This window comes from Vibrio sp. 10N.261.51.F12 (genome assembly GCF_041471725.1).
In the GTDB taxonomy this organism is placed as follows: domain Bacteria; phylum Pseudomonadota; class Gammaproteobacteria; order Enterobacterales; family Vibrionaceae; genus Vibrio.
Map to the genome: position 1 here is coordinate 1 of NZ_JBFROV010000041.1, position 14,692 is coordinate 14,692.

Annotated in this window: 14 protein-coding genes; 8 read left to right on the forward strand and 6 right to left on the reverse strand. The window is 42.5% G+C overall.

The window, feature by feature from the left end; all coding sequences use genetic code 11:
- The first annotated feature begins 417 nt into the window (after positions 1 to 417).
- The 6 genes from AB4405_RS21180 (at position 418) to AB4405_RS21205 (ending at position 7,095) form a co-directional block, all read left to right on the forward strand.
- Positions 418 to 1,158, forward strand: a complete 741-nt coding sequence (locus AB4405_RS21180) for an SDR family oxidoreductase (RefSeq protein WP_372062722.1) — start codon at positions 418 to 420, stop codon at positions 1,156 to 1,158.
- Between the two features lie 13 nt (positions 1,159 to 1,171).
- On the forward strand, positions 1,172 to 2,377 hold the full coding sequence (locus AB4405_RS21185) for an acetyl-CoA C-acetyltransferase (protein ID WP_372062723.1): 1,206 nt from the start codon (positions 1,172 to 1,174) through the stop codon (positions 2,375 to 2,377).
- Between the two features lie 46 nt (positions 2,378 to 2,423).
- Entirely contained in the window at positions 2,424 to 2,771 is a 348-nt protein-coding gene (locus tag AB4405_RS21190; RefSeq protein ID WP_102467818.1) for a phasin family protein, read from the forward strand.
- 85 nt (positions 2,772 to 2,856) lie between these two features.
- Positions 2,857 to 4,674 carry a class I poly(R)-hydroxyalkanoic acid synthase gene (gene phaC, locus AB4405_RS21195; RefSeq protein WP_372062724.1) on the forward strand — a complete coding sequence of 606 codons (1,818 nt, stop codon included), beginning with the start codon at positions 2,857 to 2,859 and terminating at the stop codon, positions 4,672 to 4,674.
- 129 nt (positions 4,675 to 4,803) lie between these two features.
- Positions 4,804 to 5,448: an FKBP-type peptidyl-prolyl cis-trans isomerase N-terminal domain-containing protein gene (locus AB4405_RS21200; protein WP_372062725.1), complete on the forward strand. Its 645-nt coding sequence runs from the start codon at positions 4,804 to 4,806 to the stop codon at positions 5,446 to 5,448.
- A gap of 345 nt (positions 5,449 to 5,793) precedes the next feature.
- Positions 5,794 to 7,095 (forward strand): dicarboxylate/amino acid:cation symporter, encoded by a 1,302-nt coding sequence (locus AB4405_RS21205; RefSeq protein ID WP_372062726.1) that lies wholly within the window; start codon positions 5,794 to 5,796, stop codon positions 7,093 to 7,095.
- A gap of 98 nt (positions 7,096 to 7,193) precedes the next feature.
- Here AB4405_RS21205 and yegS read toward each other — a convergent pair whose 3' ends face one another.
- On the reverse strand, positions 7,194 to 8,105 hold the full coding sequence (yegS, locus tag AB4405_RS21210) for a lipid kinase YegS (RefSeq protein ID WP_372062727.1): 912 nt from the start codon (positions 8,103 to 8,105) through the stop codon (positions 7,194 to 7,196).
- Between the two features lie 50 nt (positions 8,106 to 8,155).
- Positions 8,156 to 8,959 carry a Cof-type HAD-IIB family hydrolase gene (locus AB4405_RS21215; RefSeq protein WP_372062728.1) on the reverse strand — a complete coding sequence of 268 codons (804 nt, stop codon included), beginning with the start codon at positions 8,957 to 8,959 and terminating at the stop codon, positions 8,156 to 8,158.
- Positions 8,960 to 9,102: 143 nt separating this feature from the next.
- Here AB4405_RS21215 and queE point away from each other — a divergent pair, with 143 nt between their 5' ends.
- Together queE and queC are read left to right on the forward strand one after the other, a co-directional pair.
- The gene (queE, locus tag AB4405_RS21220) at positions 9,103 to 9,783 is read left to right on the forward strand and encodes a 7-carboxy-7-deazaguanine synthase QueE (protein WP_102467812.1); all 681 of its coding nucleotides are present in this window, start codon (positions 9,103 to 9,105) and stop codon (positions 9,781 to 9,783) included.
- A 20-nt stretch (positions 9,784 to 9,803) separates the two neighbouring features.
- On the forward strand, positions 9,804 to 10,484 hold the full coding sequence (queC, locus tag AB4405_RS21225; RefSeq protein ID WP_372062729.1) for a 7-cyano-7-deazaguanine synthase QueC: 681 nt from the start codon (positions 9,804 to 9,806) through the stop codon (positions 10,482 to 10,484).
- A 101-nt stretch (positions 10,485 to 10,585) separates the two neighbouring features.
- On the opposite strand, the gene AB4405_RS21230 is transcribed toward queC, so the two are convergent.
- From AB4405_RS21230 to AB4405_RS21245, 4 genes are all read right to left on the reverse strand, one after another.
- A complete protein-coding gene (locus AB4405_RS21230) occupies positions 10,586 to 10,939 on the reverse strand; it encodes a DUF2750 domain-containing protein (protein ID WP_102467810.1) in 354 nt (117 codons plus the stop codon).
- Positions 10,940 to 11,063: 124 nt separating this feature from the next.
- Positions 11,064 to 11,687: an OmpA family protein gene (locus AB4405_RS21235; RefSeq protein ID WP_372062730.1), complete on the reverse strand. Its 624-nt coding sequence runs from the start codon at positions 11,685 to 11,687 to the stop codon at positions 11,064 to 11,066.
- A gap of 3 nt (positions 11,688 to 11,690) precedes the next feature.
- Positions 11,691 to 13,010: a TolC family outer membrane protein gene (locus AB4405_RS21240; protein WP_372062731.1), complete on the reverse strand. Its 1,320-nt coding sequence runs from the start codon at positions 13,008 to 13,010 to the stop codon at positions 11,691 to 11,693.
- A gap of 379 nt (positions 13,011 to 13,389) precedes the next feature.
- Entirely contained in the window at positions 13,390 to 14,577 is a 1,188-nt protein-coding gene (locus AB4405_RS21245; RefSeq protein ID WP_372062732.1) for a class I SAM-dependent methyltransferase, read from the reverse strand.
- Positions 14,578 to 14,692 lie beyond the last annotated feature (115 nt).

Genomic DNA, 14,692 nt, shown 5'->3' on the forward strand with positions numbered 1-14,692 from the left:
CAATAATTTTCCGTCAACGTATCGATAATAAAATATATTTTGCCTCAGATATAAATCAAGTGTACTCATGGTAATCGGCAGTTAGATCGCCGCTCCGTTCTTGGTAATATCATTTTAATCATTACCTTATATTGTTAGTGTTAACGATAGCAATAATTACAAATGAATCAATAAAATTAATAACTATCATTACTTGTTTTTAAAAGATTTATTGTGTTGTTATGGGTTGATTTAAATAATGAAATTATCATTTGTCACACTGCTATATTAATGTTTTATTAAACCTCTTTGCTTTCTATTTTTTGTAATATTTGCTGCGTAGCTTTGATTGTAAATAAATAACCCTTTGCGATTTGAACTGGTATTTAATAACAAGTTATTTAATGATGCATTACTTAATTAGAATGGAGTAAAGGGATGAATAAGCTCGCATTAATAACAGGGTCGAAAGGGGGTATTGGTTCTGCAATATCATCACGTCTTGTTGGAAATGGTTATAGGCTAGTAGCTACGTATTATACTGGCAATTATGAATGTGCGAAAGAATGGTTTGAAGAAAAAGGTTTTTCTGATGATCAAGTACGCTTATTTGAACTGGATGTTACGAATACCGAAGAGTGTCATCAGAAGCTTGAACAACTTCAAGAAGAAGAGGGTACATTCGATCTCGTGGTCAATAATGCAGGAATTACACGAGATGGCCAGTTTAAGAAAATGAAAGCGGATGCGTGGTTTGACGTGATTAATACGAATTTGAACAGTGTATTTAACGTCACTCAACCTTTATTTTCAGCAATGTGTGAGAAAGGTGGTGGGCGCGTTATTAATATCTCTTCAGTGAATGGCCAGAAGGGACAATTTGGCCAGACTAACTACTCGGCTGCTAAGGCTGGCATGATTGGTTTTTCAAAAGCACTGGCTGCTGAAGGTGCTCGCTCTGGCGTGACGGTCAATGTCATTGCGCCCGGGTATACCGGCACACCAATGGTCGAGGCAATGCGAGAGGAAGTCCTTGATTCAATCAAGGGGTCGATCCCACTTAAACGATTAGCGCGACCTCAAGAAATAGCGGCAGCGGTCGCTTTTTTAGCAAGTGATGATGCCGCTTATATTACGGGTGAAACCTTGTCTGTCAATGGCGGTTTATACATGGCTTAACGGAGCACTAATTATGGAAAAAATATATATCGTTGCCGCAAAACGTACTCCGATTGGTAGTTTTGGAGGGAGTCTGAAAAATTATTCAGCTGGGCTGTTAGCGGCTGAAGCGATCAAGGGTGCCCTAGCATCTTGCCCTGTTGATGTTAAAGACATTGATGAAGTCATTGTTGGTCATGTTGTCAGTGCTAATCAAGGAATGGGTGTGGGCAGACAAGCGGCTATTTATGCTGAAATCCCAGACGAGGTACCGGCATATTCACTGAACATGGTATGTGGAAGTGGTATGAAATCGATCATGGATGCCGTTGCTCATATAAAGGCAAATGAAGCCGAGGTCGTGGTTGCGGCTGGTGTTGAAGTCATGTCCCAAATACCTTTTGCATTACCTGCGACGGCTCGCTTTGGCCATAAAATGGGTGATATGTCAGCTAAAGATTTGTTGGTTTCCGACGGGTTAACCGATGTCTTCAATCGCTACCATATGGGCGTGACCGCGGAAAATGTGGCTAAACATGTCGGTATTTCTCGTGCGGAACAAGATGTTTATGCAATAGAAAGTCAAATGAAAGCAGTATCGGCGATAGAAGCAGGTCGTTTTGCCGATGAAATTGTGCCAGTCGACATTACGGTGAAACGTCAAATCGTTTCATTTGCAACAGATGAATACCCGAAATCAGATGCCACGTTAGCTGGATTAACGAAGCTTAGGCCAGCCTTTGATAAAGAGGGGTCAGTTACGGCTGGGAATGCATCGGGTATAAACGACGGTGCGAGCGCTGTCGTGGTTGCCTCGGAAAGCGCAGTAAAACGCATGGGCTTAACACCGATCTGTGAAATCGTCGCGACAGCTCAAAGTGGGCTTAATCCCAATATTATGGGGTTAGGTCCAGTAAAAGCCGTTCATAACGCGTTAGAAAAAGCGCAGCTTTCGATATCCGATATTGATACGTTTGAGTTTAACGAGGCGTTTGCCGCGCAAGCGATAGGTGTTATTCGAACTCTCGCTGATGACTATGCTATTCCTGCAGAATCAATTATTGAAAAAACGAACCCTAATGGTGGTGCAATCGCACTTGGTCATCCACTTGGTGCATCAGGGAATCGCATTGTCGTTACCTTGGTACATGAAATGCTGCGCGAGCAGCACGAATATGGCGTCGCTTCACTATGTGTTGGAGGTGGCATGGGTACAGCCATTGTCGTCAAACGTTGTTAATCAAATTTAATCCCAATATCACTATTATTTTTTAGGAGACACCGTTATGTATACAGATATGTTTAAGATGTTTAATGAGCAGTCAGAAAAAACGATTGAACCATACACCAAGTTTAATCAATTAATGACGAAGAATATTGAGACGATGACTGAGTTACAGTTGAATGCAATGCGTTCATATACTGAGTTAGGCCTATCACAAATGAAAGCTGTTGCTGAAATTAAGGATGTGTCTTCGTTGACGGTTTTTAGCACTCAACAGGTCACATCACTAACTCGCCTATCTCAACAAATGGCAGACGACAGCAATAAGCTGCAAAAAGTGGCGAAAGAGTTTAAAGACGACCTTGAAGCACTCACAACCGAAACAATAAAAACGAATACACCGGCATAATTGGCGCTGGGGTGTAAATACCAAGGGTTTCGAGTGCACTAGTGTTCGAGACCCTTTTTTAATTGATAGGAAAAGGGTTTGAGTTATGTTTCAAAACTTTTTTTCGGACTACCTTGTAACGCTGCAGGAAAGTAACCAGAAATGGTGGCAAGACTTCGAGCAAGGCAAGGCAGCCGCGAGTAACCCGCTCTCGACAGCGATGCATGAACTGAATATAGAAGATACGGCTCGGTTTATGGAAAAAGCATCTCAGCAACCGGCTGTGATGTTGGATATCCAGATGAATTGGTGGATGCAACAGTTAGAGATTTGGCAAAATGCAGCATTGGGTAACGAAAAGGCCGATATCGTTAATTCGGAAAAAGGCGATCGTCGTTTTGAAGACCGCGCCTGGAGTGAGGAAGCGTTTTATAACTGTATAAAACAATCGTATGTGTTGTTTACTCAAACGTACCTAAACACCATCAATTCTGTCGAAGGTGTTGATGAGAAAGCAAAGGAGCGTTTGTCGTTTTTCTCTCGCCAAACATTGAATGCGCTTTCTCCTAGTAATTTTATCGCGACCAATCCAGAACTACTTAAGCTCACACTTGAGCAAAATGGTGAAAACTTGTTGGCGGGCATGCAGCAACTTCAAGAAGATATGAAGTCTAGTGCCGATGTGCTGAAGATTCGTATGACCAATACTCAATCTTTTGAAATTGGTGAGCATATTGCGAGCACTGCAGGGGAGGTCGTTTACCAAAATGAGTTATTCGAGCTCATTCAGTATCGCCCACTAACGGAAAAAGTGAACACGACGCCATTGCTTATTGTTCCTCCGTTTATCAACAAGTATTACATTCTTGATCTTCGCGAACAAAACTCGATGGTGAAGTGGTTACTTGAACAAGGTCAAGCGGTCTTTATGATGTCTTGGCGTAACCCTGGCGTCGAACAGGCACAAATTGAGTTTGGTGATTACGTTACAGAGGGTGTCGTCAAAGCGGTGACGGCAATCGAATCAATAACCGGTCGTGAGCAAGTTAACGCTGCAGGTTACTGTATTGGCGGCACGGTTCTAGCGTCGACGATCGCTTATTATGCGGCGAAACGAATGAAAAAGCGCATTGCCTCTGCGTCATTCTTCACCACGTTACTTGATTTTTCCCAACCGGGTGAAGTCGGAGCGTATATCAATGATCCTATTATCAACGCGATAGAAGCTCAAAATAACGCACAGGGATTCATGGATGGACGCTCACTTAGTGTGACGTTTAGTCTGTTGCGAGAGAACAGTCTGTATTGGAATTACTATATAGATAACTATCTCAAGGGCGAAAGCCCTGTTGACTTCGATCTTCTCTATTGGAATAGCGATAGCACAAACGTTACCGCGTCTACTCATAATTTTCTATTGCGGAGCCTCTACTTGGAAAATCGTCTTATAGAAGACAAAGGCGTGAAAATAGGAGGCGTTTGGATAGATCTCAATAAAATAAACGTGCCGAGTTATTTTATCTCGGCCAAGGACGATCATATTGCGCTGTGGCAAGGTACTTACAGAGGCGCATTAAAAGTCGGCGGTAGCAAAACGTTTGTATTGGGAGAGTCAGGTCATATCGCCGGTATTGTTAATCACCCAGCGAAAGACAAATATGGCTTTTGGGTAAATAGCTCCTTAGAAGAGTCACCTGAGGAATGGATGGCAAATGCCGAACACCAGAAGGGATCTTGGTGGATTCATTGGAATAACTGGCTGAATCAGTTTAACGAACAAGAATGGATAGAACCATTTTCTATTGGTAACAGTGACTATCCCGTACTTGGTACAGCCCCTGGTCAATACGTTCGACAAACACTGCCAATTAAGGATTCGCCTGTAGAAGAGCAAATAGCGATGCCCAATATTGCAACGGTGTAACACAGAGCAGCTATTGCTTTATGTCGTATGAAGAAGTCACGGAATGTGGCTTCTTTTTTACGTGAGGCATAACGTAACGCAGGCCAATGTATCCGTAAAATACTTTTTTTTATGGTAGGGATCCTTAATATGAATGATGTATTGGAAAATATTGAGGTTATGATGAAGTTTGAGACGTTAGAACAAAAAGTAAGCTACATTATGGGGCGAGAAATCGCTGTCGAATTAGCGAAGAAATCGTTTCCAAAAATGAACATCAAGATTATTCAAGAAGCAATCATGGATACATTTTTACAAAAAGAGTGGCCATTTGATTCTGACAACGCTGAGTCGCTAAAAAATGAACTTGAAGTACAGCAAAAATCTGCTCAAGCGACGCTAGAGCAACAAAAAGCCAATCGTGAATATGAATTCTTTAGTAAGAATGCGCTCCGTACATCGGTGGTGACGCATAGCTCTGGCATTCAATATGAAATTATCGATAACGGTGCGCAATCTGCTGAGATTATCCCTGAAAGTAAAGTCTCGATCCGACATAAAACCTGGTTGCTCAACGGGCAGCAAGTGGATGGTTCAACTCACCTTGCAACACCTCTAACTGTGCAATTACACCAAGTTCCCTTGTCATGGTTGATCGTTTTAAAACAGATGAATATTGGAGCAACATGGCGACTGTATGTACCAGGGCATCTAGCTTATAAAGAAAATGCTCACCAAAGTGTGCCAGCGGATACCGCCATCATCTTTGATTTACACATCGAGAGCGTAACTTAGATTTATATGTGGAAAAATAATAATACCCAGCATTTAGTGTTGGGTATTTTTGTTTATTTGGTAAGCTTTTTGACTAGTGATGCGTGATATTATTTTTTCTAATGTCACTTTTAAAAGATATTAATATATTAAACCTGTTTCAATGTTTGTTTTTATGCTGAAAATGGCGATATATGTAGTTTAATTTGTTGTGGTATTGTTAAGGGTGGGGGTTTTGAGTGTGATCTCGATCACGACCCGGATTAGCGAAACAAATTTATCATTCTAATCTGACGCTTCTTACTGCTAATCTGCAGGCGCTTTTGATGACTCCATCACTATGCAACATAAAAATAAGGAGTAATTATGACTAACGCCAAGAAACCTATGTCACTGACGACTCGAGTGATCATCGGTATGGTTGCAGGTATTTTAACAGGCTTCGCAATTCGAGGCCTCTTTGCTGAAAATGGATTTGTAGACGCATACATTGTAAATGGTCTTTTTGAAGTCGGTGGACAAATCTTTATTGCCAGTTTGAAAATGCTTGTTGTCCCACTTGTTTTTGTTTCTCTTGTTTGCGGAACAAGCTCACTTAAAGACGTGACGACTTTAGGCCGATTAGGTGGTAAAACGGTCGTGTTCTATATTGCCACAACGGCAATCGCGATTACACTCGCATTAACGATGGGCACGGTGTTCCAACCAGGCCAAGGTGCAGATTTAACTGCGGCCAGTTCATTTGCTTCCGCTGAAGCGCCATCGCTGGGACAAGTTATCATTGATATGTTCCCAACCAACCCAATTAGCGCGATGGCGGAAGGGAAAACACTTCAAGTTATAGTCTTTGCTGTATTGTTCGGGATAGCAATCAGTGCCGCGGGTAAACCAGGCGAACGTGTAGCGGCGATGTTCCAAGACTTAAATGAAGTCATTATGAAGCTGGTTGCACTTTTGATGAACATCGCGCCATATGGTGTGTTCTTCCTAATGGCAAAATTATTTACTGGTCTTGGATTAAGTGCGATTTTCAATTTAGCTGAATACTTCCTAGTATTAAGCGCTACGTTGCTGCTTCATGGTCTCGTCACTTACAGCGTCTTGCTTAAATCCTTCACTGGCCTAAGTCCAAAGATATTCTTGAAGAAGATGGAAGACGCAGTGATGTTTGCATTCTCAACGGCGTCTTCAAACGCAACCATCCCGGTTACGATGGAAACGGCGCAAAACCGCTTAGGTGTAGACAACAAAGTGGCATCGTTCACTATCCCCCTTGGTGCAACCATTAACATGGACGGTACCGCAATCATGCAAGGTGTTGCGACTGCGTTTATCGCTCAAGCCTTTAATATCGACTTGACGATGGGGGATTACCTAACCGTTATCCTAACCGCCACTATCGCGTCTATCGGTACTGCAGGTGTTCCAGGTGTGGGTTTGATCATGTTAGCAATGGTACTAAACCAAGTTGGCTTACCACTGGAAGGCATTGCATTAATCATGGGTGTCGACCGTTTACTGGATATGATTCGTACTGCGGTTAATATCACGGGTGACAGCGCGGTGACGTGTATCGTAGCGAAATCAGAAGGGTCATTAGACGTAGAGAAATTTAATAACCCTGCTGCCGGCCAAAAAGAAGAAATGGTGGAGTTGGCAAGAGGCTAACGACTCACCAAAATAAACCCCCAGTGATTTGACTCACTGGGGGTTTTCTTATTTATTGCGGATATTAATCATTCATTACGTAGAAACGCTAAGTAAGCCTAGTTAGGGCAATTTTTGCTTAAGAGAGAACAGTGGTTTGGAACGACAAGTTGGATGGCAGAGGGGATAACCTCAAATGTAATGCGTTTTTGAGACAGCGGCTCACCATCAAGGTTTACTGGCATTATTGAATCAGACAACCATTCAATAGTTTTGACCTGATTGCGTTTTACAAACCTGCCCATGAGCGTGTCTTCGCTCAAGAGCTCTTCTAACACATTAGGGATATCGATTGGCTCGAATTCTTCTAGTGAGATGACATCTAGCCACCCATCATCGATACAAGCGCGAGGTGCTAGGACTTGTCCACCGCCCGCCATCCTGCCATTACACACTGCGCCAATGACGATATTGCTATCTACGAGTTGGTTATCGTATCGGACGGCGCCTTTAAATGGCTGGAAGTTTATCGCTTGGATTAACCCAGAGAGTGTATAAGCGCCTCCACCTAAAAAGTTTTTTAATGCGACAGGCGTCGTTGCGGTTACTTGTGCGCCAAAACCAGCAGTGGCGATATTAATAAAGAATCGATCATTTGCACGAGCAGCATCAACAGAGTGAGCATTACCATCTAGTGCGAGCTTGAGGGCTTCATAGGGGTTATCGGTGGGTATACCACATGCGCTAGCAAAGTCATTGGCTGTGCCTAAAGGCAAAATCGCAACATCAAGATCAGAGTGCTTTTGTGACAAAATGGCATCGACGACTTCGTTAACCGTGCCATCCCCGCCACCGGCTACAACACGGTTTATACCTTGTTCTTTAGCCTCTGATACTAAACGAGCAATGTCACCTGTTTCCCAGGTTGTACGAACATCAATGCTATGACCTTCCTCTCTTAGCTGATAAACAGCGTGTCGGATGTCATCTTGAGCGGCTTTTTTTCCATTAAGAAGCAGGCGTATTGTCATCGTTGTACCATTATTTAAAGACAAGAGAACGTCGTATCATTTTGATTTTACTATAGCACAAAGGTTTCTATTGCTTTGGCCACACCATCATTATCATTGCTATCAGTGATGTAATCCGCGATAGCTTTTGTTTCATCCATGGCATTTTCCATCGCGACACCCTTGCCGGCATATCTAATCATGTGATGGTCATTTTCAGCATCACCAAAACACATAACCTGTTCGGCTGACAGTCCAAGTTGCTTCGCTATGACACTGACACCTTCGCCTTTATTACTTAAAGGATTCAGGAATTCTAAGAAGAAGGGGGCGCTTTGAACAATGGTGTAATCTTTGTAGTAAGCTTGGGGAATTGCTGAGATTCCAAGGGTGAGCTTACTTGGTTCGCCTACAATCATCGCTTTTATTATTTTATGATCATCATCCAGTTGGTTAAAATCAAAAACAGTGATATCGAGTTTATTTATTTTCGCTTCATGATCGGTGTAAGGGTTTGATTCGGTTGTGATGAGGCCCAACTCTTCGCTAAATGCATGGCAATGCAAATCAAGTTTTTTTGCGAGTATTGCCACTTCTTTTGCACTTTTACCATCTAATATTTGGTGATGAAGTACTTCGCCGCTTTGTACTTTTTGTACGAAAGCACCATTGAAGTGAATAATGAAGTCATCTGGGGTGTTAAGTCCCAGTTCATTAACAGCATCGATCATGCCGTTAATTGGCCGACCTGATGCGAGAACCACTGTGACGCCTTTTTGTTTAGCGGCATGAATTGCCTGTTTAGTGCGGTCGGTGATTTTTTTGTCTGATGTTAACAGGGTGCCATCCATATCAATGGCGATCAGTTTATACACAATAACTTACCTTAAAAGAAAACGACGACACTAGCATAAAAAAACTCAGGTATAAGTACCAGAAATTTAGTCGAAGAGTTTGTATTGAATTTCTTATGCGCTTACTTTAAGGTCTGCACATTAGTCATCATCAGCAATGTTCAATGAATACGACGCAATTTAAAATCAATGAGATGTTTGAAACCATTCAGGGCGAGGGTGTCTATACAGGCGTCCCTGCTGTTTTTGTACGCTTACAGGGGTGCAGTGTGGGCTGTGCTTGGTGCGATACCAAGCAAACTTGGTTTACCGACAACGAAGATGAGCGTTCGTTTGGTGAAGTTATCGCCAAACAGGGGGATGACCCTACTTGGTACAATGCAACGGCGAGCGAGTTAATTGAACAATACAAACAGCTTGGCTACAGCGCTAAGCATATTGTAATTACTGGCGGTGAGCCTTGTGAGTATGATCTTCTTCAACTTTGCGAGGCATTTGAAGATATTGGTTGCCATTGCCAAATAGAAACCAGCGGGACCGCACCTGTGATGGTGACACAAAACACATGGGTGACAGTGTCACCAAAAGTGGCAATGAAAGGTAAACTACCGGTACTACGATCGGCATTAGAAAGAGCCAACGAAATTAAACACCCGGTCGCAACACAAAAAAATATCGACCAGTTAGATGAGTTACTCGCTGATGTCACGCTGAATCCAGCGGTGATCATTGCATTACAGCCAATCAGTCAGAAAACGCGAGCGACAGATCTATGCATTGAAACGTGCATTAAACGAAACTGGCGTCTATCGGTTCAGACGCATAAATATTTAAGTATTGCATAATAAGATTAGGAAACAGACCCATGAAAAAAGCCGTAGTGGTATTCAGTGGTGGACAAGACTCGACGACATGTCTAGTAAAGGCGTTAAAAGAGTATGATGAAGTCCATGCAATTACGTTTGATTATGGACAACGTCATAAGCTTGAAATTGAAGTCGCTCAAGCGTTAGCGACTAAACTTGGTGTCACGGCTCACAAAGTAATGGACGTTGGTTTGCTGAGTGAATTGGCGATCAGTTCGTTAACGCGTGATGACATCCCTGTATCTCATGAACTGCAAGCCAACGGTTTACCGAACTCTTTTGTACCTGGCCGTAATATTTTGTTTCTTACATTAGCTGGTATCTACGCTTATCAAATCGGTGCCGAAGCCGTGATTACAGGCGTGTGTGAAACGGATTTTTCTGGTTATCCTGATTGCAGAGACGAGTTTGTTAAAGCGATGAACACGGCGTTAGTGCAAGGGATGGACAGGAACTTTACGATACAAACACCTTTGATGTGGCTAAATAAAGCAGAGACATGGGCATTGGCCGATCAATTAGGGTCGTTAGACTTGGTCCGTAACGAAACACTGACATGCTATAACGGTGTCATTGGTGATGGATGTGGTGATTGTCCGGCTTGCGATTTAAGGGCAAAAGGGTTGCAGCATTATCTCGATAACAAAGAATCGGTATTAGACTCCTTAGCCGTCAAATAAAATCGATAAGCAACAGATAAAAAAATAGAGGCCTTAGCCTCTATTTTTTTATCTTAAGGTATATACACGAATCAAAACGATTTATCGTCTTGAAGCGTTGACTACTTTAGATAAAGTTTTGCAACATCAGACGGTTCGATTTCTTTTCCATCTAGCTGAGCGTTCCAGTTGGCACCGATTAAGACACCATCTTCAGCAAGAGTAAGTAACCAGTCTTCAACAAAAATATCTAGCGGGATATGCAGTACTTCAAAATCAGCCCACTCTTCAACGTTATGCGTTTTTGCTTCTTCTTCCGAAGACCAAAATGGCATTACTTCAGAATTTTCGAATTCTGTTGAGTCACATGCCAACCAACCTTCATCGTTTTTCAGGCCCCAAACCAGCTCAGACGCTTTGGTTTCTTGGATGAAAAGCGCTAGGTTTTGTTCGACATCTGAAGTCAATTTACTCATGATTTTTATACTCTTAGTAATAACTGGCTTAAGAGTAGCACGAGATGGGATAGAACTAAATGAAGGACGTTAAAAAGGGCAGTACAATTGACTGCCCTACAAGATATATTGTTGTTAAAACAGCCTATTTGCCAATTTTAGTGAAGATAGTCCATTGCTGTTCAACTTCGCCTTTATATCCGATGACGGATGCGACTACTTTACGATTCATTGCATTAGCAAATTCGCTTGACCCTAGCTCTTCTAGTTTTGTATCACCGAACCCAATGATGGTCAGCCTAGTAGGATCAATCCCGTTATCGATGATGGCTTGTCGGACCGCGTCCGCGCGCGTTTGGGATAAAATAAGGTTCTTGTCTGGATTGCCGATGATGCTGGCATAGCCCTCTATCTCAATTTTTGTTTCTGGATAGGTCGCTAAGAAGTCAGCCATTTGTTGAATTTGATTCTGAAATACGGGCTTTATTACTGCTGAGTTGTTATCAAACAATACACGAATCGCCATTGATTGTGACGTATCGATGTATTTTTCACAACCGTCATTGTCGATGACTGAACCGTCAGGCGTAACCACACATAAGTCTCTCGCATTAATTACGCCATCCTTATCATCGTCTACTAAATCTGCCTTTTGATCGGCAAGTGGCGTTGGAATATAGTCGTATTTATCTTGCTCTTGAGTGGTTGCCTGTATTGTTAGCGAAAAAACGGACAAGCTACATAGCATCATAAGATTATGTCGTTTCATGATTTAGTACTCCACCTTTTCATTCCACTCTTGAGGCGTGTCAATGCGTAATCCCTGTAACAGGTTACCGGTTGCATTCATAACGCGGTACTTAGCTAACTGCTCTGCATATTTAGCATCTAGATAACCCTTTCGTGCTTCAAATAGCTCATTTTCAGTGTTGAGTACATCAAGCAGCGTGCGTTTGCCTATCTTGTATTGTTTCTGGTAAGCCACAACCGTATCGGATGCAGAATCTACGTGATCAGATAAAAATTCTTTCTGCTGAACCGTATACTCAAGCCCGGTCCAAGACAGTTTTAACCCTTCTTCAACCATGCGGAATGTGCGATCTCGATAATCCTTGGCTTTGTTTAGTTGATAGGCTGCGGACTCGGTACGGTCTGAATCTGAGCCTCCGTTATAGAGGTTGTAACGCATGCGCACCATGGCTCTGGTTTCATTATCAGTTCCTATATTTCCACTAGCATCATCACGCCAATTGTGACCTGCATCTATGTAGAACGTAGGGTAGTTAACCCCTTTTGTTTGTTGATATTGAAAGCGTGCCGAATCGACGTCAACTTGAGAAATACGGATGACAGGGTGTTGTTGAACCGCTATTTCTAATGCTTGGTCTACCGTCGGAGGAATTGCAACCAGATCAGCTTGAGGGTAAGTAAGACCTAGAGGTATTTGGCCAACTAGACGTTTGAATTGGGTATGGGTATCAAATAGGTTATTTTGTGCAGCCAGTAAGTTACCATGGGCTTTGGCAATACGTGCTTCAACCTGTGACAAATCGGCAGTTGAACCAATACCAGAATCAACCCGTTTCTTGATATCAGAATAGATTTTCTTATGCACTTCTAGATTGGCTTCGGACAACGACAGGATTTCGTAAGCTTTGGTCGCTTCCAAATATATACTGGATACTTCCAATGCGATATCGGACGCATCTGCTAAAAGTTGATAACGCACAGATTCAGCTTCAGCTGCTGTTCTGTCCATGTCGTTGAAGGTCTCGTTGCCGTCCCAAAGTAATTGGGTGAGGCTAATGCCCACTTCTTTTCTGGTAAGGCTTTCGTTACGATTGTTTAGTGAGTCTGCACGATCATAATCGGTTCGTTCGTAACCGATACCGCCGTCAAGGTCGACTTTTGGTCTGTAGGCCCCAACAGATGCCTCTGCATCATATCGCTTACTGACGTATTCGTTATACGCAGCTTTGATGTCGGGATTGGTGGCCAAAGTGGTTGCAACCGCTTGTTCTAGCGTCTGGCCTGCAGCAGGAAGACTAACTGCCACAAAACAGGCGACTGCTGAAATTGTTAACTTGTTCAATGTGACTCTCCTTGACCCTTATGCGACGTTACTTCTTCGATAAGGCTTGTTATGAACAAACGTTGTCGTTTTTATTATCTGATAATGTAAGTTAACTCATTAGGTTACGTTATCTATTACTAAACTATAGCGACCTATGAAGCAATATCAAATGGGATTTGCAATGTTCGTGTATCTAAACTAAGAATTTTCAAATCTTTTTCGCTTAAAGGGCGAAACTACAAACATATTATTGAAAATAGTAGAGAAATTCGGTTGTTCAATAGAAAGAGTGGGAGCGTGTCTCAAAATTGAGACAATGATGGCATAAAAAAAGCCACTCTTATAAAAATGAGTGGCTTAGTGTCAAAAGTGTTAATTGTTATGTAGAGATATTGGACTAAAGGACTTTACAAGCGAAGCCTTTTAAATAAAAGCCTTCTGGGTATGCCGTATCTGTTGGATGGTCGGCGGCTTGTTCGAAGCGTTCAACAAATTTAACTGAACGTCCGGCATCCAATGCAGCATCGGCTATGATTTTTTGGAATAGGTTTTGCTCCATTAAGCCTGAGCAAGAGTAAGTAAGTAACGTGCCGCCCGGCTTTAGGATTTGCATGGCCAACATGTTGATGTCTTTATAACCCCGACACGCGCCATTGAGTTGTGCTTTTGACTCAGCAAACTTTGGCGGGTCCATGATGACGACATCAAATTTTGTGCCTTGATCTCTGTATTCACGCAATAATTTAAAGACATCTGCGTTAAGGAATATCGCTTCTTTGCCTTTAAAACCATTCAAATGTGCGTTTTGTTTGGCTGTATCGAGTGCTAATTGAGATACGTCAGCGTTGATGACGCGTGTTGCACCACCTTTGAGCGCGTAGAGGCCAAATCCGCCTGTATAGCTAAAGCAGTTAAGTACTTCTTTGCCAGAGACGTATTTTTGAGACTGGTACCGACTATCTCTTTGGTCTAAATAGAAACCTGTTTTATGTCCTTTGATAATATCAACGCTTATCTTCACGCCGTTTTCTTCAATAACGACTGGCTCAAGCGGCTCTTCGCCCAATAGCACTCCGGTGCGCTCTTTAAGACCTTCTTTTTTCCGCACAGATACATCCGAGCGTTCATAGATAGAACATTCTGGGAAACAAATGTGTAAGGCTTGAACAAGTACATCTTTATTGTGCTCGGCGCCGGCACTCAATAACTGACACACCAAAAACTGGTTATATTTGTCGATAGTGATACCCGGTAACCCGTCTGATTCGGCTGCGATCAGACGGTAGCCAGTGAGTCCATCTCGTGTGATGATATCTTCTCTAAGAAGCTGAGCGGTTTTAATGCGAGAAACAAAAAAATCAACGTCAATATCAACTTTTTGAAAGCTCCACACACGTGCTCGGATTTGTGAGTTAGGAGAAAAAGCGGCTTTGGCTAACCATTCGCCATTATCAGCAAAGACATCGACAGTTTCGCCCAGTCCTGGTTGTCCATCTACGCGAGAGATGCCGCGTGAAAAAATCCAAGGGTGTTTACGTCTTAGTGACTTGTCACGACCTTTTACGAGATGTATTGCTGGAGTCATGGGATGCCTTACGGGTTTTGCCAAAGAAAGGGCGGCTATTTTGTGTGAAGTTTTAGATAAATGCAAACAATGCAGTCGTTATAACCATGTTTAGGTATTATTTGCACATAATTGC

Coding starts and splice junctions, on each gene's coding strand:
- AB4405_RS21245 (WP_372062732.1), bottom strand. CDS start 14,577: ATGACTCCAGCAATACATCTCGTAAAAGGTCGTGACAAGTCACTAAGA.
- queE (WP_102467812.1), top strand. CDS start 9,103: ATGAATACGACGCAATTTAAAATCAATGAGATGTTTGAAACCATTCAG.
- yegS (WP_372062727.1), bottom strand. CDS start 8,105: ATGACAATACGCCTGCTTCTTAATGGAAAAAAAGCCGCTCAAGATGAC.
- queC (WP_372062729.1), top strand. CDS start 9,804: ATGAAAAAAGCCGTAGTGGTATTCAGTGGTGGACAAGACTCGACGACA.
- AB4405_RS21190 (WP_102467818.1), top strand. CDS start 2,424: ATGTATACAGATATGTTTAAGATGTTTAATGAGCAGTCAGAAAAAACG.
- AB4405_RS21185 (WP_372062723.1), top strand. CDS start 1,172: ATGGAAAAAATATATATCGTTGCCGCAAAACGTACTCCGATTGGTAGT.
- AB4405_RS21205 (WP_372062726.1), top strand. CDS start 5,794: ATGACTAACGCCAAGAAACCTATGTCACTGACGACTCGAGTGATCATC.
- AB4405_RS21180 (WP_372062722.1), top strand. CDS start 418: ATGAATAAGCTCGCATTAATAACAGGGTCGAAAGGGGGTATTGGTTCT.
- phaC (WP_372062724.1), top strand. CDS start 2,857: ATGTTTCAAAACTTTTTTTCGGACTACCTTGTAACGCTGCAGGAAAGT.
- AB4405_RS21200 (WP_372062725.1), top strand. CDS start 4,804: ATGAATGATGTATTGGAAAATATTGAGGTTATGATGAAGTTTGAGACG.
- AB4405_RS21235 (WP_372062730.1), bottom strand. CDS start 11,687: ATGAAACGACATAATCTTATGATGCTATGTAGCTTGTCCGTTTTTTCG.
- AB4405_RS21230 (WP_102467810.1), bottom strand. CDS start 10,939: ATGAGTAAATTGACTTCAGATGTCGAACAAAACCTAGCGCTTTTCATC.